Source organism: Vibrio sp. ECSMB14106 (genome assembly GCF_000972265.1).
GTDB lineage: Bacteria > Pseudomonadota > Gammaproteobacteria > Enterobacterales > Vibrionaceae > Vibrio > Vibrio kanaloae.
Genome location: NZ_LAUM01000004.1, coordinates 276965 through 295738, shown reverse-complemented (window position 1 = coordinate 295738; position 18774 = coordinate 276965). Strand labels below are relative to the sequence as shown.

Genomic DNA, 18774 nt, shown 5'->3' with positions numbered 1-18774 from the left:
GGATAGCTTGTTCATTGAAAAGCTGTACGGAAAGTTTCTAAAGACGTCATCGTGAAAAGGAAGTCAGATACATGCCTGTGCTCCAACGCATCAGTTTAACGTTAATCTTAATCGCCGTTTTAGGTGGGTGTTCTTCACTTCCTGAAGGCATCGATCACCCGACAGAACCGCCAACCTCTCCTGCACCTAGTTCTTTATCGGTTCTAACCAATGAGTTTCAGCCTGAAGCTTTAGAGCAAGGCACCACTGCGGTTCGTCTGCAAGAGTCGGGTTGGGATGCTTTGGCACAGCGATTAGCACTGGTTGAAAGTGCAGAGCACACCATAGATATTCAATACTACATCTGGAACTCTGACGAATCGGGCCGTTATCTAGCCAGTCGTTTGTTAGAAGCAGCGGATCGGGGGGTAAAGGTGCGCGTGATGCTTGATGATATTAATCTCAATGAGCGTGAAGGCCTGTTGTCGGCTCTGGATGCACACCCGAATGTAGAGATCCGAATCTTTAACCCAACGCCAACGCGCCGTGGCTTCAGCAAATGGTTGAGCTTTGTTGGTGACTTTTCTCGCTTAAATCGCCGAATGCACAACAAGTCGTTTACCGTCGATGGCACTTTGTCTGTGGTTGGCGGCCGTAATATTGGTGATGAATACTTCGATCTTTCTGACGAGATCAACTTCCGAGATCGTGATGTATTAGTGATGGGCTCAGTCGTTACCACTATCCAAACTAGCTTTATAGAGTACTGGAATAGCCGTTGGTCTTATCCCATCGATATGTTGGGTGATGAGGTGTTGCCAGATATCTCTATTTTGATTGGCACTGAACCTCCTTCTTATAAACATTTTCCTGAGTTACCAATAGACGGTAAATCAGCGGCTAAATTATTGAAAAGTACATTGAGTCAAATGACCTGGGTCAATGCTCGTTTTGTATACGATCCCCCCGTGCCTATCGACTCGGATAATACCGACTTACCGAAAGTTACGGCAGTTTTACTGGCAGATTTAGCGCGCAAGTCTAAATACGAAATCTTATTGGAATCCGCTTACCTGGTGTTTGACGATGGCCAACTTGATGAGTGGCATTCATTAAGTAACAACAACGTTGAGATAAAGGCGCTCACCAATTCAATGGCTTCGAATGATCTGGTGACCAACCACTCTGCTTACGCAGGAAGGCGTAGCGATATGTTAGAGCATGGTATTGAATTATTTGAGCTGAAGCCTGAATCTCAGTTATGTGAGGCATCTACCAAAGACGCTTCTAAATGTGCACCATCAACAGCTTATGGTTTGCATGCGAAGTCGGTCGTATTTGATAAACGCATTGCCAGTATTGGATCATTTAACTTCAATTTACGTTCTACGTATCTCAACACGGAATCAGTGCTAATCATCGAAAACAAAACCATTGCCGAAAAACTAGCAGAAACCATTGAGCAAGCAATGAGCGAAGAAAACAGCTGGCGGTTAAAACTTAATGAGGGGGATGTGAATTGGTATTCCGGCGAGCAAAGTTGGGACAGCGAACCTGAGACAGGTCAATGGGAACGAATACAGTCAGGCTTCTTACAATTGTTACCGATTGAGAAATATCTGTAACAAAACAATTACCGTATAAACAAAAAATGTCAGCGTATATTGCGCTGACATTTTTGTTTGTGCTGCTTTTTGCTGCAATAGCTTAACGACTCAACGCTTGGTCAACTGCTTGCTGTTCAAGTAAGGCAGGATATGCGGTCGAGATTCACCAGACAGCTTTTGTGTGATTTGTTGTGACCAACTGCTTTGTTTCTGATTGCTTGAACGGTTCGCGTAGTAGCTTTGCATCGAATCATCGTAACGTGCAATCTCATTGAGACTCAGCGGCTGGTATTGGTTCTCATGCATCACCACGTGAGCAGGAAGGCGAGGCTTAACCTCTGGTTGTTGTGCCGGGTGACCTAAGCACATCCCGAACAACACGGCGGTATGTTGTGGTAGTTCTAACAGTTCATCCACTTGTTGTGCGCTGTTACGTAAGCCACCAATATACACACCACCTAAACCCAAAGATTCCGCAGCCAGCATACAGTTTTGTGCCATGATGCCAGAATCGACAGCGCCAATCAGAGTCAGTTCAGTGAAATCTGTTTTAACCTCTGGGTTGATTTGAACGTGGCGTTGATAGTCGATACAAAACACCAAAAACTCAGCCGCACTTTCTACATAAGCTTGATTACCTGCGTATTCCGCTAGCAGCTTACGCTTCTCTTTATCTGTCACTCTCACGATAGAAACGGCTTGCAATAAGCTAGACGATGAAGCCGCGAGGCCAGCCTGAATAATCACATCAAGTTGTGCTTTTTCAATCGGTTGATTTGTATATTGACGAATGGAGCGATGCCCTAAGATGGTATCAATCGTGCTGTTCATGCTATCAGACAGTCCTTGTTTTTATGATGTATTACAAATCACCATAACGACATTTGAGGTTGAGGTAAACCTCAAAACAGCCTTTGTTGAAGACTAGTGGGTTTGGTTTTTCATCGTTTTAGGGCAAATGTGAGGAATGTACAATTGTAGGTAAGATTCCGTTAGCCGGATGGCTTCATTAGCAAGTTCTGGAGTGATGTGACCGTGTTGGCGATAAGATAACGAGTATATTTTATCTGCGACTTGCAGTGAGATAGCGAAGACATTGATGGATTGCGGTAACTGAGGAACATCAAAAAACTGTCGATAAATCGTTTCTACTTCTTTACCAAGAATTAAGTCATTCTCGGTGTCTGCATGTCCTAGTTCAGTGAATGTATGACGACCTAGAATTAACTTTTTAGCAATCGGGTGATTGTTGTAATAATTAACATACGCTGTTTCAATCATGCGATTGATGTCAGTCCAATGATTAACATGCTCGTAATCTATACATTTACCTAGCAGAGAGTCGAAATCAGTAAAAACGTCATCTAATAGATTATGAAATAAGTTCTCTATGTTTGGATAGTGGTGATAAACCGTGGATGTTGCCATTCCACACTCTTTGGCAACATCGTACATTGAAATATCAGTCGCTTCACGGCGTTCCATTAGTTGCACAACAGCATCATGAATTCGAATTAACTTTTCTTCGGTTGTTACTTTGCGCATCTAATGATCCTAATTTTTATTTGGAACACAAAAAACATAAAGGGTTTTCAAGAAAAGTTCCAATCGGAATATCGAAACTTAGACTTTATTACCCTTTATTTATATAAAGCATTATAACCCAATATTAAGCATTAATATGTGTCCCCGTTTTTCCTTCTATGATCTCTAATGCACTCGACAGGTCACCAATGTATCCATGCTGTTTTGTTTTTTTTACAAATTGACAACATGCGTCGACCTTCGGCCCCATAGAACCTGCTGGGAAAGTGTACTTTTTCATTTGTTCAACTGACACGTTCTCAAGCTTCTCTTCCTTTGGGGTTCCCCAATCTAAACAAACATGAGAGCCGTCAGTGAGGATCAGTAAATGTTCTGCGCCGATTTCTTCTGCGATAAGAGCCGCTGTCATGTCTTTGTCGATTACCGCTTCAAAACCCACATAAGCGCCATCTTTTTCGACGACTGGAGCGCCACCGCCACCGCCACAAATAATTAGGTGCTCTTTCTCTAGCAAGTCTTTGATGGCTTTTATTTCAAGCACTTCTTTTGGTGAAGGCGATGGCACCACGCGACGCCAGTGTGCACCGTCAGGTTTCACAACCCATTGGTTGGCTTCTGCGAGTTGTTTGGCTTGTTCTTCTGTATAGATAGGGCCAATAAATTTGGCTGGGTCGGCAATCGCAGGATCATTCTCGTCAATCACAATTCGAGTCAGAATCGTGGTCGTAAAGCGATCTTTAATTGCAGCATTTAGCCCTTGCTGGATGAGGTAACCAATCATCCCTTGAGTCTCGGCACCAAGCACATCAAACGGATAAGGAGGGCAATCTTTATAAGCATTGTTCTGTAATGAGAGTAGGCCGACTTGAGGGCCATTTCCGTGCACAACCACTAAACGGTAGTCTTTGCTGAGTTCAGCCAAAGAGCTGGCGGTTTGCGCGATGCTCTTTTTTTGGTTTTCGCAACTCATTACTTCACCACGCTGTAGTAAAGCGTTCCCACCGACAGCAACAACAATAATAGGCTTCGACATGTTTAACTCTCCAAATAATATTTTGCTCAGGGCAAATAAGTTAGTTTGAATTGTATTTAAATAATGCAGGTGTCGTGGGGATAGAAATCACAATTCGATTTGTGCTTAATATTTGATGTTTTTAGTCGCCTATATGTCACAGAAAGCCTTAATTCCCCCTAGATTAACTAGATATGTGATCTTGGTTTTGAAATGGAAAATGTATTTATTAATCGAATGGTTATTGACCAAAATCAAGTATTCCGACTTTTAGCATTATAAATCTAATATTTGTTGGGTTTATTTTGTTTTTGCTCCGAACTCGTTTGTGTAAAACCGATATTCAATTTTCATCCCAGTTTACTTCATCGCTTTGCCATTTAATTAATCCCGAATTAGAGATTAAGGAGTTAAGAGATGAGTAACGATACGCAAGGAAAAATGGGGGTTACGGGAATTGCACTCTTTACACTGTGTGCAGTTTTGGTGGTCGACACATTAACCGCGTCAGCCAGTATTGGTGTCAGTGCCATTGGTTGGTGGGTGTTAATGCTGGTCTTCTTTGTCATTCCATATGGCTTAATTACTTCCGAACTGAGTACCACCTACCCAGGTGAAGGTGGGATTTACGATTGGGTAAAACAAGCCTTCAATTTTAAATGGGCAGTCAGAACAACGTGGTTTTACTGGATTAACGTTGGTTTATGGATGCCTGCGGTGTACATCATGTTTGCAGGGATGTTTGCCGAACTCTTCATGCCAGATCTGTCTTTATGGGGACAAATCGCCATTTGTATATTACTGACTTGGCTAACGGTTTTGATTTGTAATGTGTCTGCCGACATCGGTGTGTGGGTCACCAATATTGGCGCAATATTAAAAATTGTTGTGATTAGTACATTGGGTGTGGGCGGCTTTATCTATGCAATGAAAAACGGCGTTGCCAACGAATTTACGTTGCCAGCTATGATGCCTTCATTGGATTCTGCGGTCTCTTTCTTACCCGCGATTGTGTTCAACCTAATGGGTTTTGAACTGGTTGCGACCATGACTAAAGAAATGAAAGATGTTCGCGACATGCCTAAGGCCGTCTTCCTTTCTATCGGTATCACCGCTTTCTTATACATCTTCGGTACGGTAGGCATCTTGATGGCGCTTCCTGTTGAAAGCATTGGCTTAGTGTCTGGTCTTATCGACACCTTTAAAACACTTTTCGGCACTGGTGTGGTTGGTACAGCGATGGTGTACATCTTCGGTACTTTCGCTTTGTTAACGCTTATCGGCAACATGGTGAGTTGGACAATGGGCGCTAGCCGAGCTGCTGCTGAAGCCGCTCAAGAAGGTGAACTTCCAGCCCCAGTCGCGAAAGTGTCTGAGAAAGGCTCTCCAGTTGGCGCAAACAACATCACAGGCACAGTATCAACGGTCGTTATCCTGTCTTACGCGCTGTTTGCTCAGGGTAATGATGATCTGTTCTGGTCGATATTTGCCTTCTCTAGCTGCATTTTCTTACTTCCTTACCTGTTCATGTTCCCTGCATACCTAAAGCTTCGAGTGGTTGATGGTAAACGCGAACGCCCATTCAAAGTTCCGGGTGGCATGGCGGCTCAATGGGTCATGTCGATTGTTTGTTTCTTGGTCGTCCTTCAAGCCGTGATCTTATTCATTTTCCCTGAGGCCCTTGATCTCACTGTTGCTGATTGGGGATACACAGGACCTGTTTTGATTGGCGTGATCGCCACCATCCTTGCTGGTGAATGGATTCTTCTAGGCGCTCTAAAGCGCAAGAAGCAGCAAGGTTCAGGCGATGACGACACGACCGAGACACAAGATAAAAAAGAAGCTCAAGCATAATTTAGGGGACATAACGATGAAAAAACTGATTGAGACTACTCCAAAACATGATGGCTTCAGAATGCCAGGGGAACACGAGCCACACAGCGAAATTTGGATGGCTTGGCCAGAACGTACTGACAACTGGCGCAATGGGGCAAAACCAGCGCAAGCGGTGTTTGCAGACGTTGCTACCAAGATCAGCCATACAACACCAGTCACCATGCTTGCGAGTTCTGACCAATACGATAACGCAGTATCTCGCTTACCAGAGGACATTCGAGTGTTGGAAATCTCGACTGATGACTCTTGGATGCGTGATATCGGTGCGACTTATGTTGTTGATGACAGCGGTGAACGCCGAGGTGTGGATTGGGAATTCAATGCATGGGGCGGGTTTGTGGATGGTTTGTATTCACCGTGGAATCGTGACAACCAAGTTGCTCAAAAGATGTGTGAAACCATTCGTGACTCTCGATACCGCGCTCCAATCGTACTAGAAGGCGGCTCAATTCACGTTGATGGCGAAGGCACGCTCTACACAACAGAAGAATGCTTGTTACACGAAAGCCGAAACCCAGATATGAGCAAAGAAGAGCTGACTGAAGTACTTTGCGAACACCTCAATGTTGAGAAGGTAATTTGGCTACCTCGTGGTTTATACAACGATGAAACCAATGGTCACGTCGACAACATCCTTCACGTCGTGAAGCCGGGGGAAGTCGTTCTGACGTGGTGCGATGACAAGAATGATCCTCAATATGAGATCAGCAAAGAAGCCTATGACTACATTACCAGTCAAACCGATGCCAAAGGCCGTCAGATAAAGGTACATAAGCTGCCAATGCCAGGCCCTCTATTCATGACCGAGGAAGAAGCGGCAGGTATCGATATCGCAGACGGAATGGAGCGAGAAGCGGGTGAGCGTTTAGCGGCGTCGTATGCCAATTACCTGATTACCAATAACCAAATCGTGTTGCCGTTGTTGGATAAGCGCTACGACAACGATGTTATCGGGATCTTAGAAGGCATTTATCCCGGCTACGAAGTGAACGGCGTCCCGGCTCGAGAGATTTTGTTAGGTGGCGGCAATATCCACTGCATCACCCAACAAGTGCCAAGAGTTTAGTTACAACGATAAAGCCTAATAACAGCTAAAGACTGAGAACAGTCGTTAACACCAATATTTAATCCCAAACGTAGCGGTTCTTGAAAGTGATGGCAGGTATTCAAAATCAAATTGCCATGAAAGTGAACTGAAAGAACTGCGCACAAAATTATGAAAAATAGGAACTTATTATGAAATTACCTTCTTCTAGCGCGACTGAACTAAACAAAGCAAACCTAGAGCACATGGTTTCCATGAAAGATTTCTCTGTTGAAGAGATGGATAACATGATGGAGCTGATGACTCACCTGAAGCAGGCGCGCAAAGACAACGCAATTCCACCATTGTTTAAAGGCAAGTCAGTTGGGATGATCTTCGAAGCGGGCTCTACTCGTACACGTGTTTCTTTCGAGGTAGCGGCAACATTACTGGGTGGGCATGCGCTATTCCTATCACCAAAAGACATTCACTTAGGTGGTAAAGAGTCGATTGATGATACTTCTCGAGTGTTATCACGTATGTGCGACATCATCATGGCTCGTACCAATAGTCCTGAAACACTAGATGGCCTACTTGAAATGTCGACAGTGCCAGTAATCAACGGCCTTGATACGCGTTTCCACCCAACTCAAATGCTTGCTGATCTCTACACGATCAGAGAACACATCACTGATGGACGTAAGTTGTCTGATCTCACCTTGGCATTCATGGGTGACGCGACGGATGTGTGTCGTTCGCTGATGCTGACTTGTGCTAAGTACGGTATGGGCTTTAAGCAAATTGGTCCTAAGAAGTACCACATGGAGCAAGAGTGGATCGATATGGCGCTGAACTTCTGTGAAGAGTCTGGTGGCACGATTGAAATTACGGATGATGTAGAACGCATCAGCGCCTGTGATGTGGTGTACGGCGATAGCTTCTACTGGGTCACTCAAATGGATGAAAAGGAAGAGCGTCTTGCGGCATTCATGCCCAACTACGTTATCACAGAAGAGTTAATGGCGAAGGCTCGTCCGGGCGCAATGCTACTGCACTGCCTACCTGCGAATGACAAAGAAGAAGTGACTCGCGGCGCACTAGAAAGTGAATACTCAGTGGCGTTTGATGAAGCAGAAAACCGACTCACAGCTCAGATGGCGATTTTGGTGTACTTCACACATAAAGATGCGGTTATCCCGACACAAGAAACCGTTAAGCATCATGAAGAAAAAATCAGTAGCTTCCTAAGCACTCTGTAGAGGTTTATTTGTGGGGGCGTAAGAACCTCCACTGTGTTGCTCGAATTAAGCTGAACCAGTATTTATCACGATTTATTGGTTCGGCTATTTTTGTACCTTTTATTTTGAAATGTCGATAAACACGTGGCCGATTGGCTCTATCTGACATCAATACTCGAATAGGAGATGTATCGACATGAGTGCCGATATTATTAAAGTTTCAAGAAACACTGAAGATGCACCGCTGAGCCCTTTCTCAACACAATCGGTGGCATTCTCACACTACAATAACCTCTCTGCTCAATTACCGATTAATCCAAGAACGGGCGGTTTGATCTCTGACTCTTTGGAAGATCAAACCAAGCAGTGTTTGTTAAACATTCAAGCGATTGTGGAGAGCATTGGACACCGCATGCACGATGTTGTGAGAGTAAATATATATTTGAAGAACATTGCGGATATCGACTCGGTTAATGAAATCTATGCGTCCTTTTTCCAACACTACGTACCAACGTGCACGACACTCGCTGTAGCCGATTTACCGCTCGAAGGTGCTTATTTGCAAATGGATGCGGTGATCTCTAATGGTGAAGGCACCTACCCTCAAGCGGCTTGTGAGTTAGTTAAAATTGCAAGAAACACCCAACACGCACCAGTCAGTTCTTTATCGACTCAGACGGTGGCTTTCTCTCACTATAATCACGTTTCAGCTCAGCTACCTATTGACCCTCAATCGGGCAGTATCGTTGCTGGTGGAGCAAAAGAGCACGCGATTCAATGCCTCAGAAACATTAAATCGATACTGGAAAATGTTGATGTTCCTCTTGATGACATTGTGAAGGTAAATATCCATGTCAGAAGCCTTGATGACCTTGCAGCAGTCAATGAAGTGTATACCACCTTCTTCCCGGACTCCGCGATTGCGAGGGCTGTCGGCTACATGCCTGCGCGCTCGGTGACGGTGGTTGAAGGCCTTGCAATGGGAGCGTTAGTACAGATGGATGCGACCGTGTCACACGGTGATGGGACTCCGCCGCAAGCGGTTGAAGACCGACATGGGATTGTAATTAATGCGAACAATACCAAAGCTGCGCCAATAAGCCCGCTTTCAACGCAAACTGTCGCCTTTTCACACTACAACAATATCTCCGCTCAATTACCGATGGATCCAAGAGTTGGATCGATTGTTGCGAATGGCGCAAAAGAGCAGGCGATGCAGTGCCTGAATAACATTAAAGAAGTGATTGAGAGCGTTGGTCATGTCATGGATGATATCGTGAAGTTGAATATCCAATTAAGAGACATGGCAGATCTAGATGTGCTTAATGACGTTTGCACGCACTACTTTGACGGTCCGTTGCCTGCGCGCATGGTGATCGGTGTGTCTGATATTCCTATGGGTGCTTTAGTGCAAATTGATGCGATTGCTTCCAATGGTGAAGGTACTCCACCTAGCCTTTAAGCTTTCTATTTAGCTTTTTAAACAACGAGGGTTGGCCGTGAGGTTAGCCCTCGTTTTACGTTTGTTCCAATACCAACATGAGTATTGGTTATAGTGTCCATAAGTGGAAAATCAGAGTAGACCAACTAGGATGAATTGAATTAAACCCTACAATTAATTCAACAACATGGTAGTTGCTATGAAGAAAATAACTCTTTTATCCGTCGCGATCTTATCCAGCCTCTCTTTCTCATCTTTTGCTAAAGATTGTGATCCTAACTTGCTGTCATCTTGGAAGGACAGTGACAGTAAATCCGCCATCGTCGACTTTGTGGCCCAAGCCACCAAAGCTGAATCCGATACGTTCGTGGCAATTGAAGATCGTATCGCCGTGTTCGATAATGACGGTACGCTTTGGTCAGAAAAACCTTACTACTTCCAACTAGCCTTTGCACTAGACCGTGTAAAAGAGATGGCGCCTGAACACCCTGAATGGAAAACAGAAGCACCGTTTAAGTATGTACTTGAAGATGATATTGAAAGTGTTCTGGGCAGTGGCGAAGAAGGGTTATTGAAAATCATTATGGCGACACATTCTGGTATGACTGTTGAGCAATACCAACAAGACGTTGAGCAATGGTTGACGGTAGCAAAAGACGGACGTTTCAATAAAGACTACACAGACCTGACTTATCAGCCAATGAAAGAGATGCTGACTTACTTACAAGAGCATGATTTTAAGACTTACATCGTGTCGGGAGGTGGAGTTGACTTTATGCGAGCGTGGGCTCCGCAAGCGTATAACATTCCGCCAGAGCAGATCATCGGCAGCGCGCTTAAATACAACTACAGCTACAACGATGGTAATCCGACCGTGACCAAAGACTCGTCCATTTTGACGATTGATGATAAAGCCGGAAAAGTCACTAATATTCAGCATATTATCGGTAAGAAGCCGATTTTGGCGGTGGGTAACTCAGACGGTGATCAAGCGATGATGCAATGGGCAACCAGTCAACCAAATTCAATGTCAATGATTGTTCACCATACTGACGCCGAGCGCGAGTGGAAGTACGATCGCGAATCTCATGTCGGTAAGCTTGATAAAGCACTCGATGAAGCGAATTCTAGAGATGATTGGACACTGATCGACATGAAATCCGATTGGTGTGAGGTGTATTAACACCTAGCTAACTCTTCACTAAAACAAAAAAAGCTCGGATTTTTAATTCGAGCCTTTTTTGGGAACGGACGTTTTTTAACTCAGAATTACGGGGAACGGTTTTGCAAACAATAGAGGCCTAATGTCTCGCTTTAAGCAAGAACGTACTATAAATTTTTAGCGCATGGCGGTTTAATCGGGGTAGTCGGAAAATAAAGGAATAGAAACATGAAAACGATCGGTTTACTTGGCGGTATGAGTTGGGAGTCGACAATGAGCTATTATAAATCCATTAACGAAGGTGTAAAAGCCACACTCGGCGGACTCAATTCTGCAAAGGTTTGTATGTATAGCTTGAACTTCGATGAGATAGAAAAACTGCAACACCAAGGTCGTTGGGTTGATACTGCAGACATCTTGTCGGACGCGGCTTTATCGGTTGAAAAAGGCGGGGCGGATTTCATCCTGATTTGTACCAATACTATGCATAAGGTCGTTCCTGAGATCGAAGAGAAGATCACGATTCCTATCTTGCACATCGCTGATACCACCGCGCAGAAGTTGATTGAGCAAGGTGTACAAAAAGTAGGACTGCTTGGTACGGCTTTCACGATGGAGCAGGATTTCTACAAAGGGCGCTTAACCGATAAATTCGGTATCGATGTCGTGATTCCTGATGAAAGTGATCGAAAACAAGTGCACAACATCATTTACCAAGAGTTGTGCCGAGGCGAAATAAAAGAAGAGTCTCGAGTTGTTTATCATCAAATCATTGAGAAGCTAAGCCAGCAAGGTGCTGAGGCGGTTATTCTTGGGTGCACTGAAATTGCTTTGTTGATTCAGCAACAACACACCGATGTTCCGTTGTTTGATACCACTGCCATCCATGCTGAAGCGGCAGTGCGCTTGGCGATAGGAGCCTAGTGATAAGCTTCTAACAGGTTCCTATTTTGTGGCTACACGCTGTATGTTTGTGAATCTTAGTCGTCGATATTCTATGCTGTGTACTGGATCTCATTTGTTATTCCTGCCAATTGCTAAGGTAATTAGTGAATATGTAGTAGACATACCCAATCACTTTACTCAACTGAAGAGGTTTCTATGCTAGGTGAAAATCACTCTCTTGTTCACGAATTTCCTGAAATGAAAGACAAAATTGCTGAGCTCGCTAAAACAGACGATGGCTTTGCAACAGACATGAAGACATACGACAACCTTGATAAAGAGATTCGTAAACTAGAGCTGAAAGATTCACCCATTGATGACAGTTCGATGCAGCTACTAAAACATGAGCGCTCTGTGCTTAAAGACTCATTGCATATTCGTTTATCTGCTTAGTTAGTCGACGTGCTCTAGTTTTAAATAATTAAACTCCTTCGGGAGTTTAATTATTTTGGTTCAATGTAGAGCAATGGTATGTTCATAAAGCGCTCTAATGCTGCTAACTGCTAATGTGAGGACTTGCACACGATTATTAATATTTTTTTAATCAGATAATAAAAAAAGCTTAGCGTGGGTAGCGCTAAGCTTTGTGACTTTTAGGAACAATTCACTCTATAAGAATAATTATCCTACTTGAGAAAAATTCACCACTTTGCTTTGAAGTTTTTCTTTCAAGTAATCAGAAACGGCTTGCTGCTCTGCTTCGTTTAAGTACAGGCCAAGCTTGGTTCTGCGCCATAAGATGTCTTCGTCTGTCATCGCCATCTCTTCGTTGATCAAGTAATCGATCTCAGCTTGATAAACGCCATGTGCTTCGTTTGAAAAGTTAATTCCAAGGTCAGCTTCGCTCGTTGCACCTTCCAATAGGTTCCACGTGTAGGTACCAAATTGAGTCACGTAACGCAGCAGAAGTGCTTCTGATACCCAAGGGTATTTAGTGTGGATCATCTTCGCCAGTTGTTCTCTGCTGCAGCTGAAGTTACCACCTGGCAGAGTATCGTTAGCCGTCCACGGAGCCCCCATGTTTTTCAGGTATGGTTCAAGCTTTTTAAGTGCCGCTTCACCGAGCTTACGGTAGGTCGTTAACTTACCGCCAAAAATTGAAAGCAGTGGTGCTTGGTCTAGCTCTGCATCTAACTCTAGTGTGTAGTCGCGAGTGATCGCTTGTGGAGAATCAGATTCGTCATCACACAGTGGTCGAACGCCGCTGTATGTCCAAACTACATCCTCACGAGTTAGTTGATGAACAAAGTGCTGGTTAACGATGTCGACCAAGTAATCTACTTCGTCATCAGAGATAGCAACTTCACGTGGGTCGCCTTTGTATTCAAGATCGGTGGTGCCAATGATCGAAAACTTATCTAGGTAAGGGATCATAAACACAATGCGATTGTCTTTGTTTTGCAGAATGTACGCTTGGGGTTCGTCGTGAATACGCGGTACAACAATGTGCGAGCCTTTAATAAGACGAATATTACGGGGTGAAGCTTGCTCTAAGCCATCATCGAAGAATTGCTTAACCCAAGGTCCTGCCGCATTGACGAGTGCCTTTGCTTTGCGTTCGAAACGTTGATCCGTCATTACATCGTGGATCGTCACGTGCCAGATCCCACCTGCACGGTGTGCTTTCTCAACACGGCAGTAGTTACGTGCTTCAGCGTTATTCTCTTTGGCTGCTAGAACGTTAAGCAATACCATACGCGCATCATCAACCCAACAATCTGAGTATTCGAATCCTGTCTTCATTTCTGGTTTCAGTAGGCCAGATTTCGCTAAGTTGACTGTCTTACTCCCAGGAAGCGTGGTGCGCTTACCTAAGTTATCGTAAAGGAACAGGCCACAACGAATCATCCAAGCTGGGCGTAAAAATGGTCGATGGGGTAAACGGAAACGCATGGGTTGAGCAACATGAGGCGCTTTTCTTAGTAATACTTCACGTTCAGCAAGAGCTTCCGATACCAAACGAAATTCGTAATGTTCAAGGTAGCGTAGGCCACCGTGGATAAGCTTTGAGCTAGCAGAAGATGTCGCAGACGCGAAATCATTTGCTTCGTATAAGCCAACGTTAAGACCACGACCTGCTGCATCTGCCGCGATGCCTGCACCATTGATGCCGCCGCCGATCACGATCAAGTCTAAAGTGGAAGGTGTACTATTTTTTGAATTATTTTGTTGAGCACTCATGATTTTGACCTCTTTCTGAGCGAACGAGCATTTTAGAACATAATTGAATCCTATATGAACTTTCGTTTTTGGTCATTATTTATTTTCGTTTATGCGCGTTTTATGTGATTTGAGCATAAAAAAACCTCTGCTTATGAAAGCAGAGGTTCAAATAAGTCTAATTCGAGCATAGAATTGGTATAGATAAACAGCAAGATATACTCGCTCAATGCTAATCAATAATCGCGTTTTTTACAAAGAGCGCGTTTATGTGATTCCCTTGTTCACGTGTTTCTTACGTTACGATTCTTCAGCCGTTACTTGAGCCGTATTGATAACTTCGAGCGGTATGGAGAAGTCCTTAAGTATGTTTGTAATCTCTTCTGGTGGTTGTTTATTGGTAAACACCATGTGTGCTTGAGATATATTTCCGAGCTTAACCATCGCATTACGACCAAATTTACTGTGGTCGACGGCTAGCAAGATGCTACGGCTGTTGTCTATGATCGCTTGTTTCACACGAACTTCATGGTAATCAAAATCGAGCAGTGAACCATCGAAGTCGATGCCACTGATCCCTAAGATGCCGAAGTCGAGACGGAATTGCTTCACGAAATCGAGAGTGGCTTCACCCACGATACCGCCATCGCGATTCCGTACTTCGCCGCCTGCCAATATAACTTTGATCTCTGGATTAGACAGAAGAATGCTCGCAACATTGATGTTGTTGGTGACAACTCTAAGTTGCTTATGATTCTTGTTGAGAGCTCGGGCTACCGATTCTGGTGTGGTGCCGATATCAACAAACAAGGTAGCACCATCTGGGATATGCTTAACCAGTTGATCCGCTATCACATCTTTTTCGTTGAAGTTGAGTGCTTTACGAGTGCTGTAAGAGGTGTTTTCTGAGCTTAAAGGAATAGTTGCACCACCATGATAGCGACGAATCTTATTGTTATCGGCGAGTTCGTTTAGGTCGCGTCTTATAGTTTGAGGACTGACATCGAACTTCTCTACTAGCTCTTCGGTACTCACATATCCTTGTGTTTTAACCAGGTCGACTATTTGCTGGTGTCTTGGTATTTGCTTCACTTTACTTACCACTCCCTGCGCGCTGCTGTGTTTTAGCGCACCTAATTCTAAACATAACCTCGCGCTATTGTGCTCGAATTGATACGTAGAGAGAAGTAATGATGGTAAGGAATCATGTCTAAACCGCAAAAACGAAGCTCAAAATACAAAAACAAACGCTGAAACGCAAAAAAGAGCACAATAAAGTGCTCTTTTTAGTTTCGTTTACTGCGACTCGAACAACTGTACCTGTCCGATATAGCCTATTTGTATCTTAGTCTTCGCCTTCATCTTCAGTGTGAAGCTCAGACCAAACTTGAGCACACTTGATTGCGCGTTTCCAGCCTTTGTAGCGGCGGTTACGCTTCTCTTCATCGTGGTGAGGCATAAATGTACGGTTTAGAACGGCTTTGTATTGAAGCTCGTCAATATTGTCCCAGAAACCAACCGCCAGGCCAGCAAGGTAAGCCGCACCAAGCGCTGTTACTTCTGTTACTTCAGGGCGATGAACTTCAGTATCCAGTACGTCTGATTGGAATTGCATTAGGAAGTTATTCGCTACTGCTCCACCATCAACTCGTAGGTTTGCTAGCTTGATGCCAGAGTCTGCTTGCATCGCGTCTAGGACGTCGCGAGTTTGGTAGGCAATCCCTTCTAGTGTTGCACGGATGATATGATTAGAGTTAACGCCACGAGTGAGGCCAACGATCGTACCACGAGCATAAGCGTCCCAGTATGGCGCGCCTAAACCAGTAAACGCAGGCACCACATAAACGCCGTTTGAAGTATCTACTTTCGTCGCGAAGTATTCAGAGTCTTCAGCGCCATCCAGTAGCTTCATCTCATCACGTAGCCATTGGATTGATGCCCCTCCCATGAATACCGCACCTTCAAGCGCGTATGCAGGTTCGCCTTTAGGGCCACATGCTAGCGTTGTTAGTAGGCCGTTTTTAGACGTTACTTTCTCTTGGCCTGTGTTCATTAAAAGGAAACAACCTGTACCGTAAGTGTTCTTAGCTTGACCTGCTTCTACACACATTTGACCGTAAAGTGCAGCTTGTTGGTCACCCGCAATACCCGCGATTGGGATACGAGTACCACCTTTACCACCAAGGTTTGTTTGACCGTATACCTCAGAAGAACGTTTCACTTCTGGCATCATTGACGTTGGAATACCCATTTCGTCAAGTAGCTTCTGATCCCAACATAGGTCATTGATGTTGAACAACATAGTACGTGACGCGTTGGTGTAATCCGTAACGTGTACACGTCCTTGGGTCATTTTCCAAACCAACCAAGTATCAACCGTACCGAACAATAGCTTGCCTGCTTCAGCGTCTTCACGAGCGCCTTCAACGTTGTCTAGAATCCATTTTACTTTGGTACCTGAGAAATACGGGTCAAGGACTAAGCCTGTATTATCACGTACGTAGTCTTCTAGGCCACGTGCTTTAAGGTCTTCACAGATATCTGCAGTACGGCGACATTGCCATACAATTGCGTTATAAACTGGTTTGCCAGTTTCTTTGTTCCAAACAATAGTGGTTTCACGTTGGTTAGTGATACCAATGCCTGCCAATTCATCGCTGCGAATACCCGCTTTAGCTAGGGCTTCAACCAATGTAGAGCTTTGAGAGGCCCAGATTTCCATTGGATCATGCTCAACCCAACCGGCTTTAGGGTAGATCTGAGTGAATTCTCGTTGAGAAGAACTTACGATGTTTGCATCGTGATCGAGGATTACAGCGCGAGAACTTGTGGTGCCTTGGTCTAGGGCAACAATGTATTTTTGCTCGGTCATGGTAAGAATCCTTTTTTGTCTTGTTATTTATATTTTAGTAAATGTACGGTCGCTTAGGGATTAAGCTTGAGCTTCTTCTTCTGTTTCACATTGGTTTGGAATCGTGCAACCTTGGCCTTCTATTGGTAAGTAAGCACCGATAGCTTTTGGGTACAACCAACCACCAAAGCACGCGCCAGCAATTGGAGCGATAATTGGTACGATGAAGTAAGGGATATCACGAGCACCAGTCAGAGCGAAGTCCCAGCCAGCAAAGTAAGCAAAGAGTTTTGGTCCGAAGTCACGAGCAGGGTTCATTGCAAAGCCTGTCAGTGGGCCTAAAGAACCGCCAATTACCGCGATAAGAATACCGATTAGCAGTGGGTTCATTGCACCGCGAGATGCGCCATTGTTCTCATCACCTAGTGCCAAAATTGCAAACATCAACACAGCTGTAATCACGAATTCCACAGCAAAAGCGCCAAAGAAAGAAAGTGAAGCATGTGGGTAAGTTGAGAAGATACCAGCGGTTGATAGTGCGTCTTGGCTGCTACGAACGAAGTTATGTGCAATCTCGTAGTCAGTGAATAGGTTGCTGTACAGGCTGTAAACTAATGCCGCAGAGCAAAATGCGCCAAGTAGCTGAGAAATGATGTAAGGCACAACTTTCGCTTTATCAAAGCCATGGAACATTGCCAGTGCGATGGTGACTGCAGGGTTAATGTGTGCGCCAGAAACACCGGCAGTACAGTAGATTGCGATAGCAACACCTAAGCCCCAGATGATGCTGATTTCCCATTGTCCGAATGTCGCACCAGTTAATACCAGTGCAGCCACACAGCCAACGCCGAAGAATATGAGTAATCCTGTACCGATAAATTCAGCCAAGCATTGCCCAAATAAAGAAGGGTGTTTGTTTGTTGTCATGTTCGAGTCCTTTTTAGTTTTGCTTATCTAGCACGTGTATTGTGCATATATTTGCGAACTCGAAAATAAACGAACATCAAAAGTGAGCGTTTGAGCATAAAATTGTTAATTAAAGTCACTTGAAATGTTAATCCGAACACTTTTGCTCGAAAAAGATGCTCGCATGAATGTCATTGTTCTAATTGATAGGTTGCGAAGCCGCTCAAACTACCTATATGTAAATGAATGCGCAACTGGTACGAGGAGTTTATGTTTGGATTTGTGATGCTACTTCGTGAGTGGCGGATTATTAGACTTAATTAGGGAGGGCTGTGTGATGTTTTTGCTATGTAACAGGGGCGTTAACAAATGAGCTTATATGCATAAATGAATAAACTGCCAACTATGTTGTAGTTTGGCAGTTTTAATTTGGGTGTATGTTCTTGTTATACGATACGAACTTACCGCTCTAAACCAGAGCTGCCACTTTTCCTTTCGCTACCAATTGATCTCGAACCGAGTCATATACCCAGTTGAACGCAATCGCGTAAAGTACGAAGAAAATAACTAGGCCGATGTCCATGATCAGTACGGTTAGGAAGTCGAGTTGTAGAACCCACATCAAGACAGGCAAAGTCACTGTCATCAAGCCAAGTTCAAAACCTAATCCGTGCAGAATACGTGTTTTCTTAGTTCTTTTGCTTCGGTCTGCTCCGTAAATTTTGTCGTAGCCATAGTTGTAAACGTAGTTCCACGCCATCGCTATCAATGATATTGCGAGCGCTAAGCCTGCCATTTCACCTGCGCCGTTTCCTGTAATATAGGTTGCAAGCCCTGCCATCAAAATCAAAGCAACCAATTCAAATAGCACCATGTGCAACATGCGTTCTTTATGTGACATTTTTCTAACTCTCTTTACGATTAAATAGCCGCCGATGGGCTAATGACTTGGCTAGATAATATCTACTTAAGTGATAATATAAAGATAGTTAGTATCACATATTATGA

16 protein-coding genes are annotated in these 18774 nt (G+C 44.2%); 8 read left to right on the top strand and 8 right to left on the bottom strand.

Annotated elements, in window-relative coordinates; genetic code table 11:
• The first annotated feature begins 71 nt into the window (after positions 1-71).
• Entirely contained in the window at positions 72-1604 is a 1533-nt protein-coding gene (locus WR49_RS04700) for a phospholipase D family protein (RefSeq protein WP_046223247.1), read from the top strand.
• Between the two features lie 90 nt (positions 1605-1694).
• Here WR49_RS04700 and nfsA read toward each other — a convergent pair whose 3' ends face one another.
• The 3 genes from nfsA to arcC all read right to left on the bottom strand — a co-directional run bounded on the left by nfsA (position 1695) and on the right by arcC (position 4164).
• Positions 1695-2417 (bottom strand): oxygen-insensitive NADPH nitroreductase, encoded by a 723-nt coding sequence (gene nfsA, locus WR49_RS04695; protein WP_046223246.1) that lies wholly within the window; start codon positions 2415-2417, stop codon positions 1695-1697.
• Positions 2418-2510: 93 nt separating this feature from the next.
• Entirely contained in the window at positions 2511-3131 is a 621-nt protein-coding gene (locus tag WR49_RS04690; protein ID WP_046223245.1) for a TetR/AcrR family transcriptional regulator, read from the bottom strand.
• Between the two features lie 124 nt (positions 3132-3255).
• The gene (gene arcC / locus WR49_RS04685; protein ID WP_046223244.1) at positions 3256-4164 is read right to left on the bottom strand and encodes a carbamate kinase; all 909 of its coding nucleotides are present in this window, start codon (positions 4162-4164) and stop codon (positions 3256-3258) included.
• Positions 4165-4560: 396 nt separating this feature from the next.
• Here arcC and WR49_RS04680 point away from each other — a divergent pair, with 396 nt between their 5' ends.
• The 7 genes from WR49_RS04680 (at position 4561) to WR49_RS04650 (ending at position 12242) form a co-directional block, all read left to right on the top strand.
• Entirely contained in the window at positions 4561-5997 is a 1437-nt protein-coding gene (locus tag WR49_RS04680; protein ID WP_046223243.1) for an APC family permease, read from the top strand.
• A 16-nt stretch (positions 5998-6013) separates the two neighbouring features.
• Positions 6014-7105, top strand: a complete 1092-nt coding sequence (gene aguA / locus WR49_RS04675; protein WP_046223242.1) for an agmatine deiminase — start codon at positions 6014-6016, stop codon at positions 7103-7105.
• 170 nt (positions 7106-7275) lie between these two features.
• Positions 7276-8322: an ornithine carbamoyltransferase gene (gene argF / locus WR49_RS04670; protein WP_046223241.1), complete on the top strand. Its 1047-nt coding sequence runs from the start codon at positions 7276-7278 to the stop codon at positions 8320-8322.
• A 175-nt stretch (positions 8323-8497) separates the two neighbouring features.
• Positions 8498-9763, top strand: a complete 1266-nt coding sequence (locus tag WR49_RS04665) for a RidA family protein (RefSeq protein WP_046223240.1) — start codon at positions 8498-8500, stop codon at positions 9761-9763.
• A gap of 178 nt (positions 9764-9941) precedes the next feature.
• Positions 9942-10925 carry an HAD family hydrolase gene (locus WR49_RS04660; protein WP_046223239.1) on the top strand — a complete coding sequence of 328 codons (984 nt, stop codon included), beginning with the start codon at positions 9942-9944 and terminating at the stop codon, positions 10923-10925.
• A 207-nt stretch (positions 10926-11132) separates the two neighbouring features.
• Positions 11133-11828 carry an aspartate/glutamate racemase family protein gene (locus tag WR49_RS04655; protein ID WP_046223238.1) on the top strand — a complete coding sequence of 232 codons (696 nt, stop codon included), beginning with the start codon at positions 11133-11135 and terminating at the stop codon, positions 11826-11828.
• Between the two features lie 177 nt (positions 11829-12005).
• Positions 12006-12242, top strand: a complete 237-nt coding sequence (locus WR49_RS04650) for a YdcH family protein (protein WP_017057820.1) — start codon at positions 12006-12008, stop codon at positions 12240-12242.
• A gap of 228 nt (positions 12243-12470) precedes the next feature.
• Here the strand turns inward: WR49_RS04650 and glpD are convergent, their stop codons facing one another.
• The 5 genes from glpD to WR49_RS04625 all read right to left on the bottom strand — a co-directional run bounded on the left by glpD (position 12471) and on the right by WR49_RS04625 (position 18667).
• On the bottom strand, positions 12471-14030 hold the full coding sequence (gene glpD / locus WR49_RS04645) for a glycerol-3-phosphate dehydrogenase (RefSeq protein WP_046223237.1): 1560 nt from the start codon (positions 14028-14030) through the stop codon (positions 12471-12473).
• 279 nt (positions 14031-14309) lie between these two features.
• Positions 14310-15101 carry a DeoR/GlpR family transcriptional regulator gene (locus WR49_RS04640; protein WP_029627181.1) on the bottom strand — a complete coding sequence of 264 codons (792 nt, stop codon included), beginning with the start codon at positions 15099-15101 and terminating at the stop codon, positions 14310-14312.
• 253 nt (positions 15102-15354) lie between these two features.
• Entirely contained in the window at positions 15355-16881 is a 1527-nt protein-coding gene (gene glpK, locus WR49_RS04635; RefSeq protein WP_017057823.1) for a glycerol kinase GlpK, read from the bottom strand.
• Positions 16882-16941: 60 nt separating this feature from the next.
• Entirely contained in the window at positions 16942-17787 is an 846-nt protein-coding gene (locus tag WR49_RS04630) for an MIP/aquaporin family protein (protein WP_046223236.1), read from the bottom strand.
• A gap of 448 nt (positions 17788-18235) precedes the next feature.
• The gene (locus WR49_RS04625) at positions 18236-18667 is read right to left on the bottom strand and encodes a PACE efflux transporter (RefSeq protein WP_046223235.1); all 432 of its coding nucleotides are present in this window, start codon (positions 18665-18667) and stop codon (positions 18236-18238) included.
• Between the last annotated feature and the right edge of the window lie 107 nt (positions 18668-18774).

Coding starts and splice junctions, on each gene's coding strand:
- WR49_RS04700 (WP_046223247.1), top strand. CDS start 72: ATGCCTGTGCTCCAACGCATCAGTTTAACGTTAATCTTAATCGCCGTT.
- nfsA (WP_046223246.1), bottom strand. CDS start 2,417: ATGAACAGCACGATTGATACCATCTTAGGGCATCGCTCCATTCGTCAA.
- WR49_RS04690 (WP_046223245.1), bottom strand. CDS start 3,131: ATGCGCAAAGTAACAACCGAAGAAAAGTTAATTCGAATTCATGATGCT.
- arcC (WP_046223244.1), bottom strand. CDS start 4,164: ATGTCGAAGCCTATTATTGTTGTTGCTGTCGGTGGGAACGCTTTACTA.
- WR49_RS04680 (WP_046223243.1), top strand. CDS start 4,561: ATGAGTAACGATACGCAAGGAAAAATGGGGGTTACGGGAATTGCACTC.
- aguA (WP_046223242.1), top strand. CDS start 6,014: ATGAAAAAACTGATTGAGACTACTCCAAAACATGATGGCTTCAGAATG.
- argF (WP_046223241.1), top strand. CDS start 7,276: ATGAAATTACCTTCTTCTAGCGCGACTGAACTAAACAAAGCAAACCTA.
- WR49_RS04665 (WP_046223240.1), top strand. CDS start 8,498: ATGAGTGCCGATATTATTAAAGTTTCAAGAAACACTGAAGATGCACCG.
- WR49_RS04660 (WP_046223239.1), top strand. CDS start 9,942: ATGAAGAAAATAACTCTTTTATCCGTCGCGATCTTATCCAGCCTCTCT.
- WR49_RS04655 (WP_046223238.1), top strand. CDS start 11,133: ATGAAAACGATCGGTTTACTTGGCGGTATGAGTTGGGAGTCGACAATG.
- WR49_RS04650 (WP_017057820.1), top strand. CDS start 12,006: ATGCTAGGTGAAAATCACTCTCTTGTTCACGAATTTCCTGAAATGAAA.
- glpD (WP_046223237.1), bottom strand. CDS start 14,030: ATGAGTGCTCAACAAAATAATTCAAAAAATAGTACACCTTCCACTTTA.
- glpK (WP_017057823.1), bottom strand. CDS start 16,881: ATGACCGAGCAAAAATACATTGTTGCCCTAGACCAAGGCACCACAAGT.
- WR49_RS04630 (WP_046223236.1), bottom strand. CDS start 17,787: ATGACAACAAACAAACACCCTTCTTTATTTGGGCAATGCTTGGCTGAA.
- WR49_RS04625 (WP_046223235.1), bottom strand. CDS start 18,667: ATGTCACATAAAGAACGCATGTTGCACATGGTGCTATTTGAATTGGTT.